The following is an 18,676-nucleotide window of genomic DNA, read 5'->3' as shown; positions in this document are numbered from 1 at the left end:
AGCGATAGCGCCTATGTTTAGTGAGCATGTATCAATTTATGACAGAAAAAACCATATGAGAAATAATGCAATATCTCATAGGGCTATTTGGGTCTAAAAATACATATTTTTAATTGGTTTTGGGTTTAAATGGGTGTGTTTTAATCAGATCCGCGTGGTGGTTAGCCTTGCCTTATTTATCTGATTATTTAACCACACTAGCCCTGTTAACCCTTACAGAGTCTGGGCTAAGATATGCCAACATAGCTGTTCAAAATTCATCCCACGTGCTTTAGCTGCCATAGGTACTAAGCTGTGACTGGTCATACCAGGTACGGTATTAATCTCTAATAGCCAAAAGTTACCTTCTTCGTCTTGCATAGCATCAATACGGCCCCAGCCTTTGGCGTCTACTGCCTTAAATGCCGCCAAGCTTAGTGCCTGTAAATGTGCTTCTTCTTCTGCGCTTAAGCCACAAGGAATATGGTACTGAGTATCGTTACGATTGTATTTGGCCTCATAATCGTAGAAATTGGAGATGTCTGCAGGCTGCAGGCGAATAACTGGATAAGCCTCATCATCGATAATAACGATGGTAAACTCACGGCCAGTAATCCATTTTTCTGCCATCACCACATCACCACACCCTGCTGCCACTTCATAGGCTTTTGGCAGCTCATCTAACGTATTCACCTTGCTCATACCAATACTTGAGCCTTCATGCACTGGCTTTACAATTAAAGGCAGACCCAAAGTATTAACGATTTGCTGCCAGTCTGTGTCAGCGCCCAATACTGCAAAAGGCGCAGTAGATAATCCACAGCCGTGCCACAATTGCTTAGTACGTACTTTGTCCATACCAATCGCTGATGCCAAAACACCGGATCCTGTCTGGGGTAGACCCAGCCAATCTAGCAGGCCTTGTAACTGACCATCTTCACCGCCGCGGCCATGTAGCACATTAAATACACGGTCGTAATTTTTTAATTCAGTCACATCTTGGTCTTTAGGATCAAAATGAGTGGCATCGATACCCTGTGACTGTAGCGCCTGTAATACCGCATTGCCACTGTCTAATGACACTGCTCGCTCATTGCTATTACCCCCAAAGACCACGGCGACTTTACCAAAGATGCTTGGATCTTGAGTCGTGGCGGCGTTAGCAGAAGCTTTGGTAGCAGATACAGGGGTTGCAGTTGGGTTGGTAGCAGATTGAGTCATAGTCATGGGCATCTTAAATGGTAAAAAGGGTCAATAATCAAAGCCGTGACACCCAGCAAGGCCAATAAGACCAGTCAGCTTAGTCACAACGTAAATAGTATAGATAAAAATTACTTCAAACACTAATCATAATCTTCAAGGATTAGTGTTGGCTTAAAGATACAGGTTATTGGCCGCTAATTGTTGGCTTAGCTGACCTACGTTGCCTGCGCCTTGGGTAATAAGCATATCACCCGCTTGTAGCACCCGCTGCATCACAGGGGCCAGCTCATCTTTATCCACCACAACCGGCTCAACTTCACCGCGCAAGCGGATACTACGAGCCAATGACTTGGTATCAGCGCCCACAATTGGCGCTTCACCGGCACTATACACATCCAGCAATAGCAGCACATCCACCTGCGATAATACCGCCACAAAGTCATCATAACAATCACGAGTACGGCTGTAACGGTGCGGCTGGAATAACATCACCAAACGGCGCTCAGGATAACTGGCGCGCGCCGCTTTAATAGTCGCTGCCACCTCTACTGGATGATGACCATAATCATCAATTAATAAAACATCACCGTCATCTTTGGCCACGCAAGCTTGCTGCTCAAAGCGGCGACCTACCCCAGCAAACTTTGCCAACGCCCGTTTAATAGCGTCATCATTCACCCCCTCATCGGTGGCCATAGTAATGGCAGCTAAGGCGTTAAGTACGTTGTGTTGCCCTGGAATGTTTAACGTTAATTCCAATGGCTCGCGGTCTTTACGCAGCACGGTGAAGTGAGTTTTAGTGCCATCAACACGTACATTGGTGGCCTGCACATTGTTGTGCGGCTCTAAGCCGAAAGTTAATACTGGGCGACCAATATCATCAATCATATCGAACAGCTCTTTATCATCACCGCAGACCACAGCCAGACCATAAAACGGCATATTTTGTAAAAACTGGATGTAAGCGGCTTTTAATTTATCAAAGCTATTACCATAAGTATCCATATGATCTTGGTCAATATTGGTCACAATAGCAGCCATAGGATGCAGGGTCAAAAATGAAGCATCTGACTCATCAGCTTCTGCAATTAAATAGCGGCTTTCACCCAGTGAAGCATTTTTTCCTGAAGCATTAAGTTTACCGCCGATAACATACGTAGGATCAAACCCAGCCTCTGTCATCATCATGGTCAGCAAGCTCGTGGTTGTCGTCTTACCATGGGCACCGGCCACGGCGATGCCATGACGATAACGCATTAATTCACCCAGCATATCAGCACGGCGTACCACGGGTAATTGTGCCTTTAGAGCAGCCTGAATCTCAGGATTCTCGCGATCAATGGCAGAAGAGACCACGACCACGTCGGCATTGGCAATATTTTTTGAGTCATGACCGATAAATACTTCAATTCCCAAGCTTTGTAAGCGCTTGGTTACCGGACTTTCTTTAATGTCTGAGCCACTAACACCATAGCCTTGGTTTTTCATTACCTCAGCAATCCCGCACATCCCTGCACCACCCACGCCGATAAAGTGAATGCTTTTAATGCGGCGCATTTCTGGAATTTCGATTAATCTTTTTGGCAGGGCTGATTTTGACATAGGGTTCTCTTTCAATAAAAAATGACAATAAATATTTGGTAGAAATAATAGCTACCTAGTAATGAGCTAAATACCGTTTAAAATAGGTTTTACGGTAATAGCATAAGTTTTGTAGTAACTTGAGCCTAACCGTTACAAGTACGCTAAATATCGCCGATGCAAAGCAACTCATTAGCGAATGGCTTGCTCCCACACAAAGTCTGCCGTCACCACAGTTGATCCTGGATTGGCCAAGGCTTTGCCTTTTTTGGCCATGCTCTGACACTTCTCACGGTCTAAGTCCAGTAGTGTCTGTGCTAGATATTCAGGCGTCAGCTTACTTTGCGGGATTAAATAGGCGGCATCCTCAATAGCCAACGAGCGGGCATTAGCAGTTTGATGGTCATCGACGGCATGTGGCAGAGGTACAAAGATGGCTGACAGTCCCACATTTTGAATTTCAGTCACCGTCAGCGCCCCCGCTCGGCAAACAATCACATCCGCCCAAGCATACGCTGCGGCCATGTCGTCGATAAAGGGTTTAACCGTGACCGTATGCACAGCTCTATCCACCGCTTGATAATAGCCTTGGGTGCTGTCCAAATTATTACGGCCACATTGATGATGGACTGCAATCGGCTTATCTATCTGAGCCAAGGCAGCAGGGACCGTACGATTTAATGCCTCGGCACCCAAAGACCCCCCAACCACCAAAAGCTTAAGCGGGCTCTCATCATTAAGATCATAACGCTTCTCAGGCGGCTCAATCTCACAAATCGCTTCACGCACCGGGTTACCCACGGTTTCAAGCTTAGGATTTTCGGCGCTGTCACTATCACCAAACGTGTTAGGAAAGGCTTGTAACACCTTGGTAGCAATCTTGGCCAAGTAGCGATTACTCATGCCAGCGATGGCATTTTGCTCATGAATAATAAGCGGTGTTCCGGTGGCTTTTGCAGCCAGACCTCCTGGGGCACTGACATAACCGCCAAAGCCGACCACCACATCAATCTGATTGCTTTTGATGACCTTGATACTCGCCAGCATTGCCTGCGATAGAGTAAACGGCATTTTTAAGAGTCTACCCACACCTTTGCCACGCAGGCCTTGCATATCGATGGTATGAAAAGTATAGCCCACAGGTCGAACCAAGTCGTTCTCCATGCCATGCGGCGTACCTAACCAGTGTACTTCTGCGCCGCGTCGGGTCAATTCTTCTGCCACTGCCAATGCAGGAAATACATGGCCGCCTGTGCCCGCTGCCATCATTAATACTTTAGGAGTCTTTACCGAAGAGCTTGTCGATGGGGATGTTGGTGCGGAGGTTTGTACAGCAGCAGACTCAGACACGAATGGTTCTCCTAATTTTTAGCTAAAAATAGGTACAGATAAAAGTTGAAAAATCATAGCATAAATAACAGGCTTAGGCGATGACCTACCTAAGTTATACCCGCCTATCTTACAACAAAGTAAACAACTGTTTAGATGCTGTAGGACAATCTATGCCTCAAAATGAGTTTTCCCACAAAACATCGAATACACAAAAGCCAAGCTGTGATGTTTTTCACAGCTTGGCCTTTAAGATGGTCTATATTTTATTATTAAAATGAGTACTATGAAAGTAGGTGGGATATGAATCACCTCATTTCATAGCCAATTCATGCATTTTACACAGTTACTCTCATTCATTGAGTCTCATTGAGAGTGAACCTGCTAAGACTAACGACGCTTTAACACACGTGTTTTGCCCAGTAGTGATATGCCTTTATAGCCTCTAAGCTCCAAAGTATCCCCTTTAAGCTCACCTTTACCTGAAAAAGTCATGCCTGTTTCAGGCTCAATACCGCTGCCACCGACATATTTATTAGGGTTGTTTGGATCTGCTTTTAAATCCCAAAGCACAGTCGCGCCTATTAAAGATTTGTCTTTGAATTTGCCGCGGCATACATCGCACACCGTTCTGCCTTGGGCGCGGGGGTCTAACAACTTCACAATTTTTGCAGAAATCTTACCATTTGATTCGGTAAATTTTAATACAGAATCTGGCTGACCCTTATCGTTATAAGTCGTCCACTGAGTGTTATTTAATTGGTCCGCAGCGCTAGCGCTAAAAGCGAAAGCCAAACCGGCGCTAAGTATAAGTGATTTTGCAAAGGTACTCATATTACATCCTTGTGTTATGTGCAATTAATCCAAAGTGAGTCACACTCACTTTATTCATCGTAGCGTAGAGTGTAACAAATAACCACCCTACTAACGATAAAATATTTAATTATTTTGTAAGAATAATTAACAGAGTATTGCCATATTATGGCTATCCCCTCTACTTATGCCCATCCCAGTTATGAATGTTGAGTGCATTTTTTCTCAATGGCGATAATTAAATCGGTCGCGATATCGGTACCACATTGGTCGTTAATTTCGCGTACACAGGTGGGGCTGGTGACGTTAATCTCTGTAATTCTGGCCCCGATCAAATCTAGACCAACAAACATCAAGCCTTTTTGCTTAACAATAGGCGCCACCTTTTTGGCCACAGCCATCTCCTGCTCAGTCACTGGCATAGCCACACCCTGTCCACCGGCAGCTAGGTTGCCGCGGGTTTCGCCTTTTGTGGGGATGCGCGCCAGACTAAAGGGAACAATTTCACCATCAACAATCAACACTCGCTTATCGCCCTGCTTAATTTCTGGCAAATAACGCTGCGCCATAATCGGTAAAGTCTCAAGTTCAGTAAGCATCTCAAGCGTGGCGCCAATATTGGGACTGTCTTGCGTCAATCTAAAGATACCGGTACCGCCCATACCATCTAAAGGCTTTACAATAACATCTTGATGCTCTTGGATAAACTTGCGAATATGCTGCTGCTTGCTGGTCACTATGGTGGGACTCATTAAGTCGCTAAACCAGGTGGCAAAAAGCTTCTCGTTACAGTCGCGAATCGCTTGAGGGTCATTGACCACCAATACCCCCGCTGCCTTGGCATGATCTAACATATAAGTGCTGTATAAAAAGCGCATGTTAAATGGCGGGTCTTTACGCATTAAGATGACATCATAATCAGTAATTGGCTGAGTTACCTTATCCGCTAAACTGTAAAAATCGTTAGGGTCACGGCGAACCGTGACCGCTTGCGCATCTACTTTTAACTCGCCCTTATCCAGCCATAAGTCATGAATTTGACAATACCCCAAACCATGTCCTCGATCACTGGCAGACCACATCATGGCTAATGTTGAGTCTTTTTTATAGTTCACCGTTTCGATTGGATCCATCACCACTAAAATATTCAGTGGTTTTTGGGCGCTATGTTGACTCATGGTAATTCACTCCGTTATGACTGTCAGCAACTGACAAAGATAAGATGATTATAGTTAGGGTGATGGCTAGGCGTCATTTTTACAAGTCTAGCTGACTTAAGCCCCACTCCGTTTATACGCCGTACTGCTCACGGTAATGACGCATTTTGGCCAACTGCGTTTCCTCACCCTTTTTGGCCACATAATCAATAATATCATCTATATTAACCAAAGCTTGTACAGGAACTTTTAAGTTCTCTGCCAGCTCTTGAATCGCAGATTGCTCATTTTGGCCACGCTCTTTGCGATCAAGCGCCACAAGAATACCGGCCACTGTGGCACCGGCAGCATCCAAAATATCGACAACCTCTCGCATTGCTGTGCCAGCAGTGATGACATCATCTAGCACCCATACCGCTTTGCCATTCACATCTGCACCCACTAAGTTGCCGCCTTCACCATGATCTTTGGCCTCTTTACGATTGTAACCCCAGTGTGCGTTAATGCCATGATTATTCCATAGGGCTTGTGCAGTGGCTGCCACAAAAGGAATGCCTTTATAAGCGGCGCCAAAGATAACCAGCTCATCGCTACCCGACACCTTTACTTGCTGAGCTAAAGCTTCGGCATAACCATTGGCCAATAATGACAACATCTCTCCTGTGGACAGTAAACCTGCATTAAAGAAATAAGGACTAATACGGCCTGATTTAAGCACATATTCACCAAACTTTAACACTTCATTAGACAAAGCAAGCTCAATAAAAGCACTGCTAGAAAAATTAGAAATAGAAGGAGAAACTGCCATGAAAAGTCCTATTTAAATAAATAAAAAGTAAAGTGACGTTATATCAAGCCACCAACCAAACTTAGGCTAAAGTTAGGCCAAAGCTTGGTAAAAGATAGGCCAAAAATCTGTCATATATAAAGCCAATTAGCGGCGTATTATAGCTTTAATCGCCTTTTAATGTCAGGGTTATGACCAGCCATTAATGTAATAGTTACTGATATTAGGGTATCTAGTAAACAGGACACAATCGCTGCATAGGTTAAGATAAATGGGCTGGCCTAAGTTATGACTGGTCTCACCCTTTTGATTGGTGATCGCGGTTTTGCGGTGCTGTTTGGCGTGCTGTACCTGCAAAGATAGGTAACTGGCGGCCACCACCACATGACCTTCAAACAAGCGAATTTGACGGTACTGCTGTGCAAACTGTGGATGTAGATTACATTGATTAAGCACATAACTGCGCATGTGCTGACAGATTTGTTTGGCAGTTAGGTAATCATTAATATGCGCTTGACGACGGCACTGCTTAAGAATGTGCACAGCGACACTGCAAGCCAAAATATCTGTGGTTAAGCTGTCAACCCCATTATCAAAGCGCTCAGGATATAAGATAACCTCCCAGCTTGGGGCAAATAAATCATTAATCATCTCAGGCATCAAGGCAGACAGTTTTGATGAGCAGACACCTTGGTTTTGCTTATCAGCCTGCCCTGCCCAATTCTGATCGTCATTACAATGTGAGTGCCTAAACCCATAACGTGTTAAGCCTGGATACTGTTGACACGCTTGGTAGATATCGGCCATGTCTAATAAGCTCATCTGAGTTAAAGGCGCTAACAGCTGTGTGTCTGATACATTGGCCGATTCTAAGTGATCAGATTGCTCAGAGCCACTGGCAGTATCAAATACAGGCTCGAAGAAATGAGCCGGCAAATTAATCAAACCACCCAACTGCAGCAACTCTAAATGCGAAGCCAACTCAGGTGAAGCAATGAGCGCCCACATCGAAGCATTTGAACCCTCTCTTTGAGACTCTGATAATTGGCGCGGTATCTGAGTGCGCTCTACCAATTGATGCAGCGCCTGCTGATAACGTGGGGCAGGATGTGGTATATCGCTCAAAGGGCGGTCTGGATCTAATCCTATAGCATCGCCATTAAAGCTAGGATGTCTGATTCCTGCGTGCTTAATTTGACGCTGCTGCAAGGTGTGCGCCATCTGATTATATGCCTCTACCTCTGTATCTGTCTTAGACTCACAATCAGACAATGACTCTGATAAGTCGGTACAATCGAGAGCAGAGGACTCTGAGTGTGCTTGAGTACCAGTATGAGAGGTATGGGCGTTAGATACCTGCATCGCATCTGAGCGGACATGATTGGTATTAGAGTCGCGTAAATGCCTATCCTGTTGAAAAGGCTGATGCAACTTATCACTCAAACGCGATATTTGAATAAAAGGGTGAGGCTGACTGTCTTGGCTATTACTGCGACTACTATTTAAGTTAGGCTTATTACTTGCTGATGAGCCTTGTTGCGCATCGTCTTGTGAGTTTCCCATTGATGACATACGCCCTCCTGATAAGCTTAACGTAAAAACGCTCTTTTAAAGCGTGTAATATATTATAACTATTATAACGTTTTATGCCTCAATAGCTTGTAGAATATGCATATACCCGCTTTTCCAATCTGGATATTGCAGCCAATCGCGCGGAATGTTACTGTGCAAGCGCTTGCCGCTTACCTGCGCTTTATCTGTCTCACTTAAGACTGCAGGCGGCGTTGTACCAAGTTTATTGCACAGCCAAACCATCAACTCATAAGAGGTCACCGGTGCATAGTCTGTTGCCAAGTACATAGGCGCTATAGGCTCAGATGCAGATAAAGTGAGCACTTTAACAATAATGGTCACCAAGTCTGTATCCATAATACGATTGGTCCAAGCGGACACTGGCATTGGCGCTTTATCTGCCTCTTTTGCCTGACGCAGACGCATGAGGCGCTGTTCACCATAAATGCCACTAGGACGAATGATTACCGCGCGCTCAGCAAATACTTGCTGCAGTGCCTGCTCAGCTTGCAAGATGTATTTTGAGGCTTCTCTTTTGGGGGCTACTGGGACAACGGTGTCATCTATCCACTCACCATTATCCTGTCCATACACCCCGGTGGATGAGATAAACACTACCCTTTGAAGCTTTGGTAGTTGATCAGCTAAATTTGCAACATGCTGGGCGACACCTAAATAAGTATGTTTATAGTTTTTTGTCTCATAGCCATCTGGGGTCACTATGATTGCAATATGGGTAAACGCATAAAGCTGCTCTGCCGTTAGCGTTAGCGCATCAGCTTGCAGGTAGTCCGCCTGTTCATTCAAATCATAAGACTGAAGCTCTCCTCTGGCCAACCCCGTAACCTTAAGCTGCTGCTGAGCCAGCACATTAGTCACTGCCAAACCAATATCACCCTGCCCTATAATGAGATATTTCGATGTCTGTGAACTGGCTAAATCTGTGTTTGTTAAACTCTCCATTCTCGCTTCCTTATTATATTTTTAACTGTTTTTTATTGTCTATAACAATTATCATAACTGTTTGATTAAGCTTTTAATTCTGCTAAGTCTTTTAATATTATTTTTTTAATGATTTTTATAGTGCTTTTAATTTAAGTTACAAAAATATTATTCGAGTCATCTAAACAATCATTGATTAAATCTAAATGCCATAATATAATCGATGGTATTACATGTAGAGATAGATTAATAGAGCATCATATAACCCTCTAATACCTCATATCCTCCACATAGCTTACCTTTTAAACCTCCAGACTACCAGTAACACTCTTGCTTGATTCAGTAAAATCATCCTGCGCTATCGATTCCAATTAATCATAATAAGTATCACTGGTCCCCAAACTTTTAAACTGGCTTAACCCCAGGGAACTATATATATGAAACTTTTTTCTAAAATTGCACTGGCTACTGCTACCTTATCTATCGCTTCTGTTGCTTCAGCAGCGTCTATCAGTGGATCAACTGACTTCCGTGTTACCTTGCCAGAGATTTTAGTGCTATATCACTGGGATGATGCACATTTAAAGCTAACCAATACTGATAACTTTGTTGTAGGTGATGAGCCTACTCGTGAATTAGTGGCTCCTATAGGCTCGAGCTCTTATTCGATTATTGGAGACAAAGTTAATGCTACTTCAGCTCATACTCAGCGACATGGCAATAATACAATCAACGTAACCCTTAAAGACGCTTGGGCAGTACGTAGCCTATCAAGTGCTCCTGTTGCTTTAAAAGTAGAGACTAAAAACCCTACGCTTACCAACGTTAGCACCCCTGCTTCTGGATCTACGATAGCTGTTTCTGCTGCGACTTTAAAGTCTACCAATCAAGTCCTTACTAATGAAAATACCGCTGAAGTTAAAATACCATCGGGATGGACTCCTGTGTTAGGTGATATTGACTTTAATCTTAACTTAGCTAATGCCAATCATTCTGGAGAGTACACCTCTCACGGTGCTACTGGTCGTGCAGCAGCAGCAGCAACAACAGATACTTTCTTACTTACTTTAACTGGTAACTAGAAAGTCTAGTTTATAGCCATCAGCCCAATAATCAAAAAATACCAGCTGATAGCTGGTATTTTTTTGAATAGACCTTTATCTTTATACAACTATATACTTTTTTAGAATCGTTCTCAGTCTATATATGCAGTCTTCTCGTCTTATTATTTTTCAAAGCAAGGACACTCTATGCTGAAAAACACCCCCTCTTCTAATACAGTACATCAGGCTTTATTCTCTTCAGCGGTACTTCTCGCCTCTTCTTTGATTGCACAGTCAGCCCATGCAGAATTGATTATTCACACCTCAAAAGATGCAAACGGTCAGACCAGCATGGTCGTCAATCAAGACAAACAAAAGGACTTGCCACCAGCACAGCTGGGCATAACACCCTCACGCATTGATGAAACCGTGTCGCTGAAAACAAACAAAAACACCTCAAGACTCAACCAGTCTTTGACGCTTTATAACTATGGCACCAAGCCGAAAAAAATTCGTTTGAACCTTGTTGATATGGATGCCTCAGGCAAGCCTGTCGAACCGAGTGAAACAACGTTAAAGCCTTGGACATTGATTAATCCAACCGAGTTCACCATTGCACCAGGTGGCTATCAGACGGTACGTATGGCCATGCGTTTGCCACTAGAGTTTTCAGCCGGCAAACATGCTGCGATGCTATCTATTGAGCAGCAGGTTGATAAATCATTAACTTATGATGCAGACGGTAAAGGCGTTACGTTAGAGATTGGATCACGCTATGGCTTACCTGTCTTTATTAATGTTGAATAAAATTAATATTGAATAATCACTGCCATTTATTCATGAATTAACGAGTTAACGACAGTAGTATTCATTTGCACACCCGTTGATACCATTCTGCTAGCGCCTATCCCCATGATTCATTCATGTTTAGGCCAGCTTTTTAGATGTTTTTGAGCAGTATTTGCCAGATATGATGACCAAACAAACCACTTTACGCTTGATGATTCTGGCAGCTATGTCCTCAGTAGGTAGCCTCGGCTTAACTTCTTTTGCTGCAACACTTTCAAATAGCGGCAACACAAGCAATGCAAACACCGCCTCAGAACAGCTCAAACCCAGCTTGGTTGGTGTTTTTATCAACGGCCAAGAAGTTGACGCTGTTGATATGTTGTATGATGCCCGCGTTAGTGAGCTTCCGGCAAACAATACAACTACTGGTCCACTTCAAGCAAATACCTATTATTTTCTATCTAAAGATGATTTGATTCGTTTGACGGGTGTCACCTTTGAGCCCTCTGCGCAGAATAATCAAACCGACCAAATCGCAAAAGCCAACACGCTCTATTTGGCAAAAACCCCCATTGGTGATGCGAAACTTACCGAAAATGACGTCATCAAAAAAGACAATAAAGAGTATTTGGCACTCAGCAGCCTCAAAAAACTTGGTATCACCGCTGACTATAATCAGGCAAATCTGGCCATCAACCTAAATATGGGCTGGCGACCAGAAAGCATCAACAACGGCGCTGCTGCTAATAATAAAGACAACACTGAAAAGCTGCCCATCGACTACTATCCTAGTAAAGCCGGTCTGCTTGGTCTGTCTTTTGATAGCTCATTAAACGTTTCAGAAACCCGCACCGCACCCAATCAGCCCCAATCAACCAACCGCAACATCTATGCCAATGTTGGTGCTTTTGGTTATGGTTTGGGTGGGGTTTGGGGCGCCAAAGCGGTCGGTATAGATAGTCATTCAGAAAACATCAACAACGACAAATTTAAAGATACCGCTGTCGATGGTTTTAGCACCCTGCCATCAGACTGGGAAATTGATAACCTATATTGGGCAAAATCTGGCGAAAAAGTAGCAACTCGACTGGGCATCAACCAGCCCAACTCATTAGGCCAAGGCGCTCAAACCTCAGGCTCAGAGTTTACTGGTGCCCTAATCGCCTATAGTAATCGTGATATTGGCCGACACCTTTCTTATTTTGATGACAACAGCAGCAGCTTATTGCAAAACACCAGTCAAGATTATCAGCATATTATTGGTACTGGAGAGCCTGGCGGTGTTGCTGAGCTACGCATCGATGGACGCGCTGTCGCACGCGTGCAAATTGGTCTTGATGGACGCTATGAGTTTTTAAACCTCGATGTCAGTCAGCTCAACCTGACTGACACCTTGGTCGAAATTGCCATATTTGCCTACCCTTTGGCTCGCCAGCCATTAGAGGTTCGACCTATATTTTTGGGCAAACGCCGCACCAATGCTGCTACCAATGAGCTACTTATTGAAGCAGGTATTGGCCGTGCGGGCAATGCGTTTAATAGTGACTCAAACGACAACCATGAAACAGCAGCACATGTCTATGCAGAATATGGCTTAAACAACCGTATGGCAGTGCGCGGTGGTGTGAATACCAACCTGCAAAACAATAGCAGTGACAGTGATGACTCCGTATCTTGGCACACCGGCCTAAACTATAGCCCATCCACACGCAGTAACATTGACCTAAGCTATGCAAATACGCCAAACCAAGAGTTGTGGCAAGCGCAATTGCAATATCATCTTGAAAAGCTGTGGGCCAATTATCAATACAACCTCAGAGAATACGATAATACCAGTTCGGCAGTGGCAGGGTCGCAACGTGACGAGCGCCATCAGTTATTTTTGAACTATCAGCCAACCAACAGAACCAACATCACTCTAAATCAATATTACGAAGACATTGCCAATAATTTAGATTCAGAGAGCTACTACGCCTATGCCGGCATTAACCATCAGTTTAGCAATGCTTTAAATGGTGGACTGAACTGGGATACTCGAGGCGATCGTTATAACTATCGCTTGTCTTGGCAGGATATTAACAGGCAAGGTTATGATAATAGAGTGGGTCAAAATACGGTTGGACTCTCTGGTGACAATGACAGTGATACGTTGTCACTAAGACACCAGTTCAATGACCAAACCAGCTTAGGACAATCTATTAGTTACCGTCATGGCCATAGTAACCTTCTTTATCAAGGTGATATCAATCACCGTTTTGACGGTATCGGATTGGGTGGAGGTAGCCCGCTAAGCACGGTTAGCAATCTGCTTAGCTTAGGTTATAGCCTATATGACAATCAAATCGGTTGGCAGGCTGACTGGCAGTTGACGCATCAAAATAGCGTCAACGTTAGTATTGGATATAAGCATAAATATGTGGACTCCATATCGACAGAGCGCTTAGATGGCCTATTAATTGACGATGTATTGATACGCGATAAGTCACTGCCCGCTTGGACACAAAACAACTATCTGTACGCCAGACTGTCTTTTGATATGTTCAAAGCCCCCAAACAAAACTTAAAATTGGGTAACTATCCTCGCCAAAGTCTAGGTAGTGTGATTGTTGATATTGCCCATCCTGCAGAGCCGAATATTGGCCGCGAAGCTATGACCTTTACTTTAGACAATCAAAAAGTAAACGCCAGCCTTTTGGGATCTAGTGATACCAGCAGCCAGTATTTGATTAGTAATATTAGAGCCGGCGAATACACGTTAAACATGGATGCTAAAGATTTGCCGCTTGAGTATAGCACCAGTGAGCTACCCACACCGCGTATCCGTGTAGCTAACTACTCACCAACCGCTGTACCGATTAATTTGCAAAGAACGTATGGGATATCAGGTAAGTTGGCTAATGCCAAACAAGATGTCGAAATAGGTGTTTATCAAGACAATCAACTGATCCAATCGATTGTCTCTGGCAATTTTGGTTACTTCCAAGTATTTGGGCTACCCGCTGCGACATACATCTTAAAGTCACCAGGCTATCAAGAGCAGAAAGTCGTGATTGATAATGACTTTGTAATGCAGATTGTGTTGCCGCCAACAGATTAAATAAGACAAAGCTATAGACATGTTATAGATAGGTCGATGAAGAGAAAGTTATGAACATTGCATACACCCAAAAAATGGCATTAAGATTGGCCATTCTAGCCACCACTGGTTTTATCGGCCAAGCTGCGCTTGCGGCATGTCCTGCTATTTACTCCCCCAATGATGCCGAACTATCTAAAGTAAATTCGGCAACCAGTAACCCCGAAGCTATATATTTTTGTAAGCAAAGTTTTGATAGTAATGCGCTTTCTTTTAGTCCTAGAAGCACTGAACTAGTCACCGCTGGCTCTCAAGTTATATCTCGAGGTTCTACAATACAGCAGTCTTCTATATCTAATAGTAGTATTAACCTATCTGGTTTTACAGTCAATAGCTTAAACACCAATCAACTTACTGCAAGATACCCTAATCGAGATGGGGCATTCGGCTCTCCTAGCCTGTTCAATTTTTATACAAGAATACCTGTCGCTAGTCAATGTGAAGGAAGCTTGCTTGTTGGAAATCAATACACTGCCATATTAAACTACCTTAGAAGCAATCCAAGTATTTTTCGAGCCAATAATGGGACTCAGGTTGGTGTCACAGACACCAGTTCAACAAACAGTATTGCTATAATAAATAATGTGATTTTACGAGATAATGACAACAACCCTTTAACCGCAAGTATTAGGTTATTTCAAAGTACTCCTGCTGAGGAAAGTCAAAGATTCACCTCATCAACGAATAAGATGTGTTGGGTAGGTGTAGGTACTGAAGTTATTATCAAGCCTGACGGAAATATAAAAAGATCAGGTGAATATAAGCTAAACATAGGGGTGTTAACTCAGTAGCTTAACCCTCCACCAACCACTCAACTGTCTTATCCAAAACCTGCTCATCAGACAGCAAAGCCATATGGCCCACGCCATAAAAGACGGCTTTGTGCTCTTTTGGAACAGCTAAGGTGTGCTCGGTGGTATGTTCACCAAGGGCTGAGTTGATATTTACCAGCCCATCACCCAGCAGATCACTCACTTTAGAAGCCTGCCCCTCCTCACTCAAGCTGCCTGCCAAAAAGTAAGCCTTGATATGCTGTGGTAGAGGGGTTGCATGACGCTCGCTGTCCGGCAACACACTGCGAGCTTGCAGCGATTGCCAGTCTTCATCACGCACGCTGCCATGGCGCAAATCAATGATACCCATGCTGCGTATATCGCCAAGCTTGGCCAACGAGCCAGCAAAGGGCAGCTTGCCAATACTCTGCTGCACCACATCACCAATGCGCTCAAGCAGGGCGCCATGATGTGGCGAACCGAGTGTGATTAACTTTTGTACTTTGTTCACCCAGTCGTGCTGTTGCTCACTGCCATAATACAGCGCGCTACGCGATACCAAACCACCCATGCTGTGGCCGATTAGATCTATTTGAGTGATATCAGGGTATTGCGTTATCAGCATTTCTAGCAGTTGAGAGAACTGACGACCATTTGTCGATATGCGCTGACCGGTATTGTAGTTCAAGTAAAATACCGTGGATGCAGGCAGGTTCTTTATCACTCGCCGCCCAAGTGACGCGTCATCATCAGGTTGCCAGTTTATGTAGCCCATACACAAGCCGTGCAAGATAATAACCACACGGCCTTTGATTCGCTGATTTGTGTACACGGTTTGAGTAGTATTGCCGAGTTTAGAAAGACTTTCATCAGCACCAGTTCGCTTAGAGAGTATTGGCTTGGTATATTTGTGATGGCTATCCACGCCATACAAGGTCATCGGCAGAGCAAGCGGATTATTGTTGCTAACAAGATGATCGCCCATGACTCCGTTGATGACATTCACCACCATACTGAGCGTGTTTGGCAGAGGATGAGGCTTGGTATGGTGCATTAACTGGCAGTATTGCTTTAGACCCATTGCCAAACTGTGACCAACGATTGAAGTGATGCCCTTCACCACCTGATACACCCGCCCACTAATGCCCTTATACCACAAGTCGCCATAGCGGTGATTCAATAGCCTTAATGGCCGCAAAACGATTTCGCGGTGTATGGCTTCAGCAATACCTGTCGTTTCAATCACGCCCATCACCGCAAGTTGACTGATACCGGCCACAAAATCACGCAAAGACAGCTCAGGGTCTTGCCATGCCCGCTCATCTAATTGATCATTATCTGCCTGTAACGGATAGTTTGTGGTCAAAGCTGATGACTGATGCGATATCGGCATGGCACTCGAGGGTGAGGTAGGATTGATCATTAGGCCGCTTCCATAAAGTGACATCCATACTGCTATGCTCAGTATTTAAGTGTTAAAAATGCTTGATATACGCCAGTTGTATATCGTCTCTGCCCTCAATATCATCTTGCAGCTGATAACTGCCTTGCAGGCGAATCGCTTGGTTCTTCGCCAAGTCATACTGCGCCCCTAAGCTAACTATTGGCTGCCAATAATGACTTCTACGATTGTCTGAATCTAAGTCGCCGTGATACCAATATGGCATTTGTAGCTCCCCCACCACCCTAGCCTTGCTATTGAGCTGATAGCGGCAGCCCAAATTCACGCCTGCTCCCACTCGGTAGCCACGACTTAAGCCTTTACCCACTTGTGCTAAGCCGGAGCCAAAGGCATAGCACAATTGCGGCGGTAGCTTACCTGAGCCCGCTGTTGGTGTCCCAAAGGCGGCAGATATCCCTTTCTCGTAAGCAAAGCTGCCCACCAGATGGCTGGCGTCGGGATCGTCATGAGTCGCTAATTTGGCTTGAGAGCCATCTTTTACTTGCGTAGCTTGCAAGTTAACTCCCCAGCTTGACAACTTAGAGTCGCCGCTGCGGGCGGTATTGATCGGGTTAAATGAGCGGCCACGCAAAATGGCCAACTCTTGTAACTCCACTCGGTTATGATCGCCTTTGTGTGGCTCTTGGTCTTGATACACTCTAAGCGCAATAGAACCTGCTTCTAAATGAAAATTTTGTGGATAGCCACTGGGCCGATCCAATAAGTCATTAAATCCGCCGCGATAGGCCAAGCTCAGATAGCCTGTGTCATCTTGCGCACCTGCACCGATCATCACGCGCTGTAGTTCATGTCCATTTAGCGGGTTATTATCAGCAGGGGTTAATTGTGTGGGGACCAGGCGATTATTCGCATCAATGCTGCTTTTGGGCAATTCTATTTGGGGGTTATTGCGTTTGGCCTGTGCCAATGTCTTGTCTGCAGGAAAATAGCTTTGATTTGTTATCAAGCCTTGTTTTTTAAGCAATCGAACCACATCAGAGGGCACCACTGCCAGCTTAAATTCATCTAATAAGTTGCCTTCAGGGCGTACCACATCAATATAGCGTAGAATCTCTGAGGCGCAGTTATCTAAAGTAAAATAATAAGGCAGTTCTAAGTCTTTGGTCTCATAAACATGACGCATAATTTGCTGAATTTCAGCATCTGTTAGCTTAAGCTCATAGGTCCAAACGTCACGGTTGTCGGTCTTTAGATAGTCAGCAAGCTTTTGTGGGTAGGGCTCAATAGTAATGTCATTAGGATAACCACCAGCGGCAGATTTGGCTGCATAGACGAGAAATGAATCATCAGGATTGCCGGCCACGGTATCATTTAGTGCATGCGCTTTATCAATGGCTTTGGGATCAGCCAGGCTGGCCTTAGAATCAATGAGCATCAAGGTATGACCAAAAGCGGATACCGGACGGTTGGGATATTCTTCAGCGAATACTACAGATAAGCGCTGTGGGTCTAATGCTTGAAGCCAATTATCAAAGTCAGGACAGTCGGGCTGAATGTTTTCAAGGCCAAGCTGAGTCTTGAGCCAATGAGTACGCGCCGGAAACCTACAGGCCGCACTGTCATTGCCCTTTATACCTTGAGTGATTGTGGCAGTGATAAAGGCCTCTAACTCAGCCTGCGGATCAGTGTGACCTGCAGGGCTTAGAAAAAATTCTGGGTTAGTGATTTTACTTTTATAGCGTGCTGAGCCACTTTTTGTATGGCCATTTGGTTCAAAATAATGCAGTCGCAGCCAGCTGGGATGGGTGGCCAGATTTTTTTGCTTTGCTGTGGCAATCAATTGATCTATCTGCTTTTGTTGCTCTAAGCTACCGGCTTGTTCTGCCGTCATTTTAGCAGACTGCGTTATAGGCATCTTTGCGATGTCCTTGTTATGCTTAGTCTGCTGCGGCTGAGCTTGGGCATAAGCGGACGCGCTTAAGCTTACCAAGATACTGGTCACTGCCACATGAATGACACTATTTTTTAGGCTTAATAAGGGTGTGCTTTGAGCCCAAGAACCTACAGCCGATTTGTCTGATAACATGATTCACCCTATTATTAATTTAAGTATAATAAAGCAGCTTAATCGATTGCCGCCTAATGGGTTTATGATACCATGCCGCTGATT

Annotated in this window: 14 protein-coding genes; 4 read left to right on the top strand and 10 right to left on the bottom strand. The window is 44.5% G+C overall.

Features of this window, described 5'->3' with window-relative positions; translation table 11 throughout:
• Positions 1-213 precede the first annotated feature (213 nt).
• From DLE54_RS02695 to DLE54_RS02655, 8 genes are all read right to left on the bottom strand, one after another.
• The gene (locus tag DLE54_RS02695; RefSeq protein ID WP_110816153.1) at positions 214-1,212 is read right to left on the bottom strand and encodes a D-alanine--D-alanine ligase; all 999 of its coding nucleotides are present in this window, start codon (positions 1,210-1,212) and stop codon (positions 214-216) included.
• Between the two features lie 141 nt (positions 1,213-1,353).
• Positions 1,354-2,784, bottom strand: coding sequence for a UDP-N-acetylmuramate--L-alanine ligase (gene murC, locus DLE54_RS02690; RefSeq protein WP_011959807.1), 1,431 nt, complete (start codon positions 2,782-2,784; stop codon positions 1,354-1,356).
• Between the two features lie 171 nt (positions 2,785-2,955).
• Positions 2,956-4,113, bottom strand: coding sequence for an undecaprenyldiphospho-muramoylpentapeptide beta-N-acetylglucosaminyltransferase (gene murG / locus DLE54_RS02685; protein ID WP_011959806.1), 1,158 nt, complete (start codon positions 4,111-4,113; stop codon positions 2,956-2,958).
• A gap of 369 nt (positions 4,114-4,482) precedes the next feature.
• Complete coding sequence (locus tag DLE54_RS02675; RefSeq protein ID WP_110816151.1) at positions 4,483-4,926, bottom strand: DUF2147 domain-containing protein; 444 nt, start codon at positions 4,924-4,926, stop codon at positions 4,483-4,485.
• A 179-nt stretch (positions 4,927-5,105) separates the two neighbouring features.
• Positions 5,106-6,083: a glutathione synthase gene (gene gshB, locus DLE54_RS02670; protein WP_110816150.1), complete on the bottom strand. Its 978-nt coding sequence runs from the start codon at positions 6,081-6,083 to the stop codon at positions 5,106-5,108.
• A gap of 112 nt (positions 6,084-6,195) precedes the next feature.
• Positions 6,196-6,870, bottom strand: a complete 675-nt coding sequence (pyrE, locus tag DLE54_RS02665) for an orotate phosphoribosyltransferase (RefSeq protein ID WP_011959803.1) — start codon at positions 6,868-6,870, stop codon at positions 6,196-6,198.
• A 168-nt stretch (positions 6,871-7,038) separates the two neighbouring features.
• Complete coding sequence (locus DLE54_RS02660; protein WP_110816149.1) at positions 7,039-8,421, bottom strand: hypothetical protein; 1,383 nt, start codon at positions 8,419-8,421, stop codon at positions 7,039-7,041.
• 72 nt (positions 8,422-8,493) lie between these two features.
• Positions 8,494-9,384 carry an NAD-dependent epimerase/dehydratase family protein gene (locus tag DLE54_RS02655; RefSeq protein ID WP_110816148.1) on the bottom strand — a complete coding sequence of 297 codons (891 nt, stop codon included), beginning with the start codon at positions 9,382-9,384 and terminating at the stop codon, positions 8,494-8,496.
• Between the two features lie 416 nt (positions 9,385-9,800).
• Here DLE54_RS02655 and DLE54_RS02650 point away from each other — a divergent pair, with 416 nt between their 5' ends.
• The 4 genes from DLE54_RS02650 (at position 9,801) to DLE54_RS02635 (ending at position 15,122) form a co-directional block, all read left to right on the top strand.
• A complete protein-coding gene (locus DLE54_RS02650; protein WP_110816147.1) occupies positions 9,801-10,445 on the top strand; it encodes a hypothetical protein in 645 nt (214 codons plus the stop codon).
• Between the two features lie 168 nt (positions 10,446-10,613).
• Entirely contained in the window at positions 10,614-11,213 is a 600-nt protein-coding gene (locus DLE54_RS02645) for a hypothetical protein (RefSeq protein WP_110816146.1), read from the top strand.
• Positions 11,214-11,376: 163 nt separating this feature from the next.
• The gene (locus DLE54_RS02640) at positions 11,377-14,292 is read left to right on the top strand and encodes a hypothetical protein (protein ID WP_110816145.1); all 2,916 of its coding nucleotides are present in this window, start codon (positions 11,377-11,379) and stop codon (positions 14,290-14,292) included.
• Positions 14,293-14,342: 50 nt separating this feature from the next.
• Positions 14,343-15,122, top strand: coding sequence for a hypothetical protein (locus tag DLE54_RS02635; protein WP_110816144.1), 780 nt, complete (start codon positions 14,343-14,345; stop codon positions 15,120-15,122).
• A gap of 1 nt (position 15,123) precedes the next feature.
• On the opposite strand, the gene DLE54_RS02630 is transcribed toward DLE54_RS02635, so the two are convergent.
• Positions 15,124-16,551 (bottom strand): alpha/beta hydrolase, encoded by a 1,428-nt coding sequence (locus tag DLE54_RS02630; RefSeq protein WP_110816143.1) that lies wholly within the window; start codon positions 16,549-16,551, stop codon positions 15,124-15,126.
• A 28-nt stretch (positions 16,552-16,579) separates the two neighbouring features.
• Complete coding sequence (locus tag DLE54_RS02625) at positions 16,580-18,592, bottom strand: DUF4105 domain-containing protein (RefSeq protein ID WP_110816142.1); 2,013 nt, start codon at positions 18,590-18,592, stop codon at positions 16,580-16,582.
• Positions 18,593-18,676 lie beyond the last annotated feature (84 nt).

It is taken from the genome of Psychrobacter sp. YP14, from assembly GCF_003209315.1.
Lineage (GTDB): Bacteria > Pseudomonadota > Gammaproteobacteria > Pseudomonadales > Moraxellaceae > Psychrobacter > Psychrobacter raelei.
Note: the sequence above shows the minus strand (reverse complement) of the source record. Positions and strands in the feature narration are given on the sequence as shown.

Excerpts from the sequence above, each read along its gene's own strand:
- DLE54_RS02695 (WP_110816153.1), bottom strand. The coding sequence starts at position 1,212 with ATGCCCATGACTATGACTCAATCTGCTACCAACCCAACTGCAACCCCT.
- murC (WP_011959807.1), bottom strand. The coding sequence starts at position 2,784 with ATGTCAAAATCAGCCCTGCCAAAAAGATTAATCGAAATTCCAGAAATG.
- DLE54_RS02675 (WP_110816151.1), bottom strand. The coding sequence starts at position 4,926 with ATGAGTACCTTTGCAAAATCACTTATACTTAGCGCCGGTTTGGCTTTC.
- gshB (WP_110816150.1), bottom strand. The coding sequence starts at position 6,083 with ATGAGTCAACATAGCGCCCAAAAACCACTGAATATTTTAGTGGTGATG.
- pyrE (WP_011959803.1), bottom strand. The coding sequence starts at position 6,870 with ATGGCAGTTTCTCCTTCTATTTCTAATTTTTCTAGCAGTGCTTTTATT.
- DLE54_RS02660 (WP_110816149.1), bottom strand. The coding sequence starts at position 8,421 with ATGTCATCAATGGGAAACTCACAAGACGATGCGCAACAAGGCTCATCA.
- DLE54_RS02655 (WP_110816148.1), bottom strand. The coding sequence starts at position 9,384 with ATGGAGAGTTTAACAAACACAGATTTAGCCAGTTCACAGACATCGAAA.
- DLE54_RS02650 (WP_110816147.1), top strand. The coding sequence starts at position 9,801 with ATGAAACTTTTTTCTAAAATTGCACTGGCTACTGCTACCTTATCTATC.
- DLE54_RS02645 (WP_110816146.1), top strand. The coding sequence starts at position 10,614 with ATGCTGAAAAACACCCCCTCTTCTAATACAGTACATCAGGCTTTATTC.
- DLE54_RS02640 (WP_110816145.1), top strand. The coding sequence starts at position 11,377 with ATGATGACCAAACAAACCACTTTACGCTTGATGATTCTGGCAGCTATG.
- DLE54_RS02635 (WP_110816144.1), top strand. The coding sequence starts at position 14,343 with ATGAACATTGCATACACCCAAAAAATGGCATTAAGATTGGCCATTCTA.
- DLE54_RS02630 (WP_110816143.1), bottom strand. The coding sequence starts at position 16,551 with ATGTCACTTTATGGAAGCGGCCTAATGATCAATCCTACCTCACCCTCG.
- DLE54_RS02625 (WP_110816142.1), bottom strand. The coding sequence starts at position 18,592 with ATGTTATCAGACAAATCGGCTGTAGGTTCTTGGGCTCAAAGCACACCC.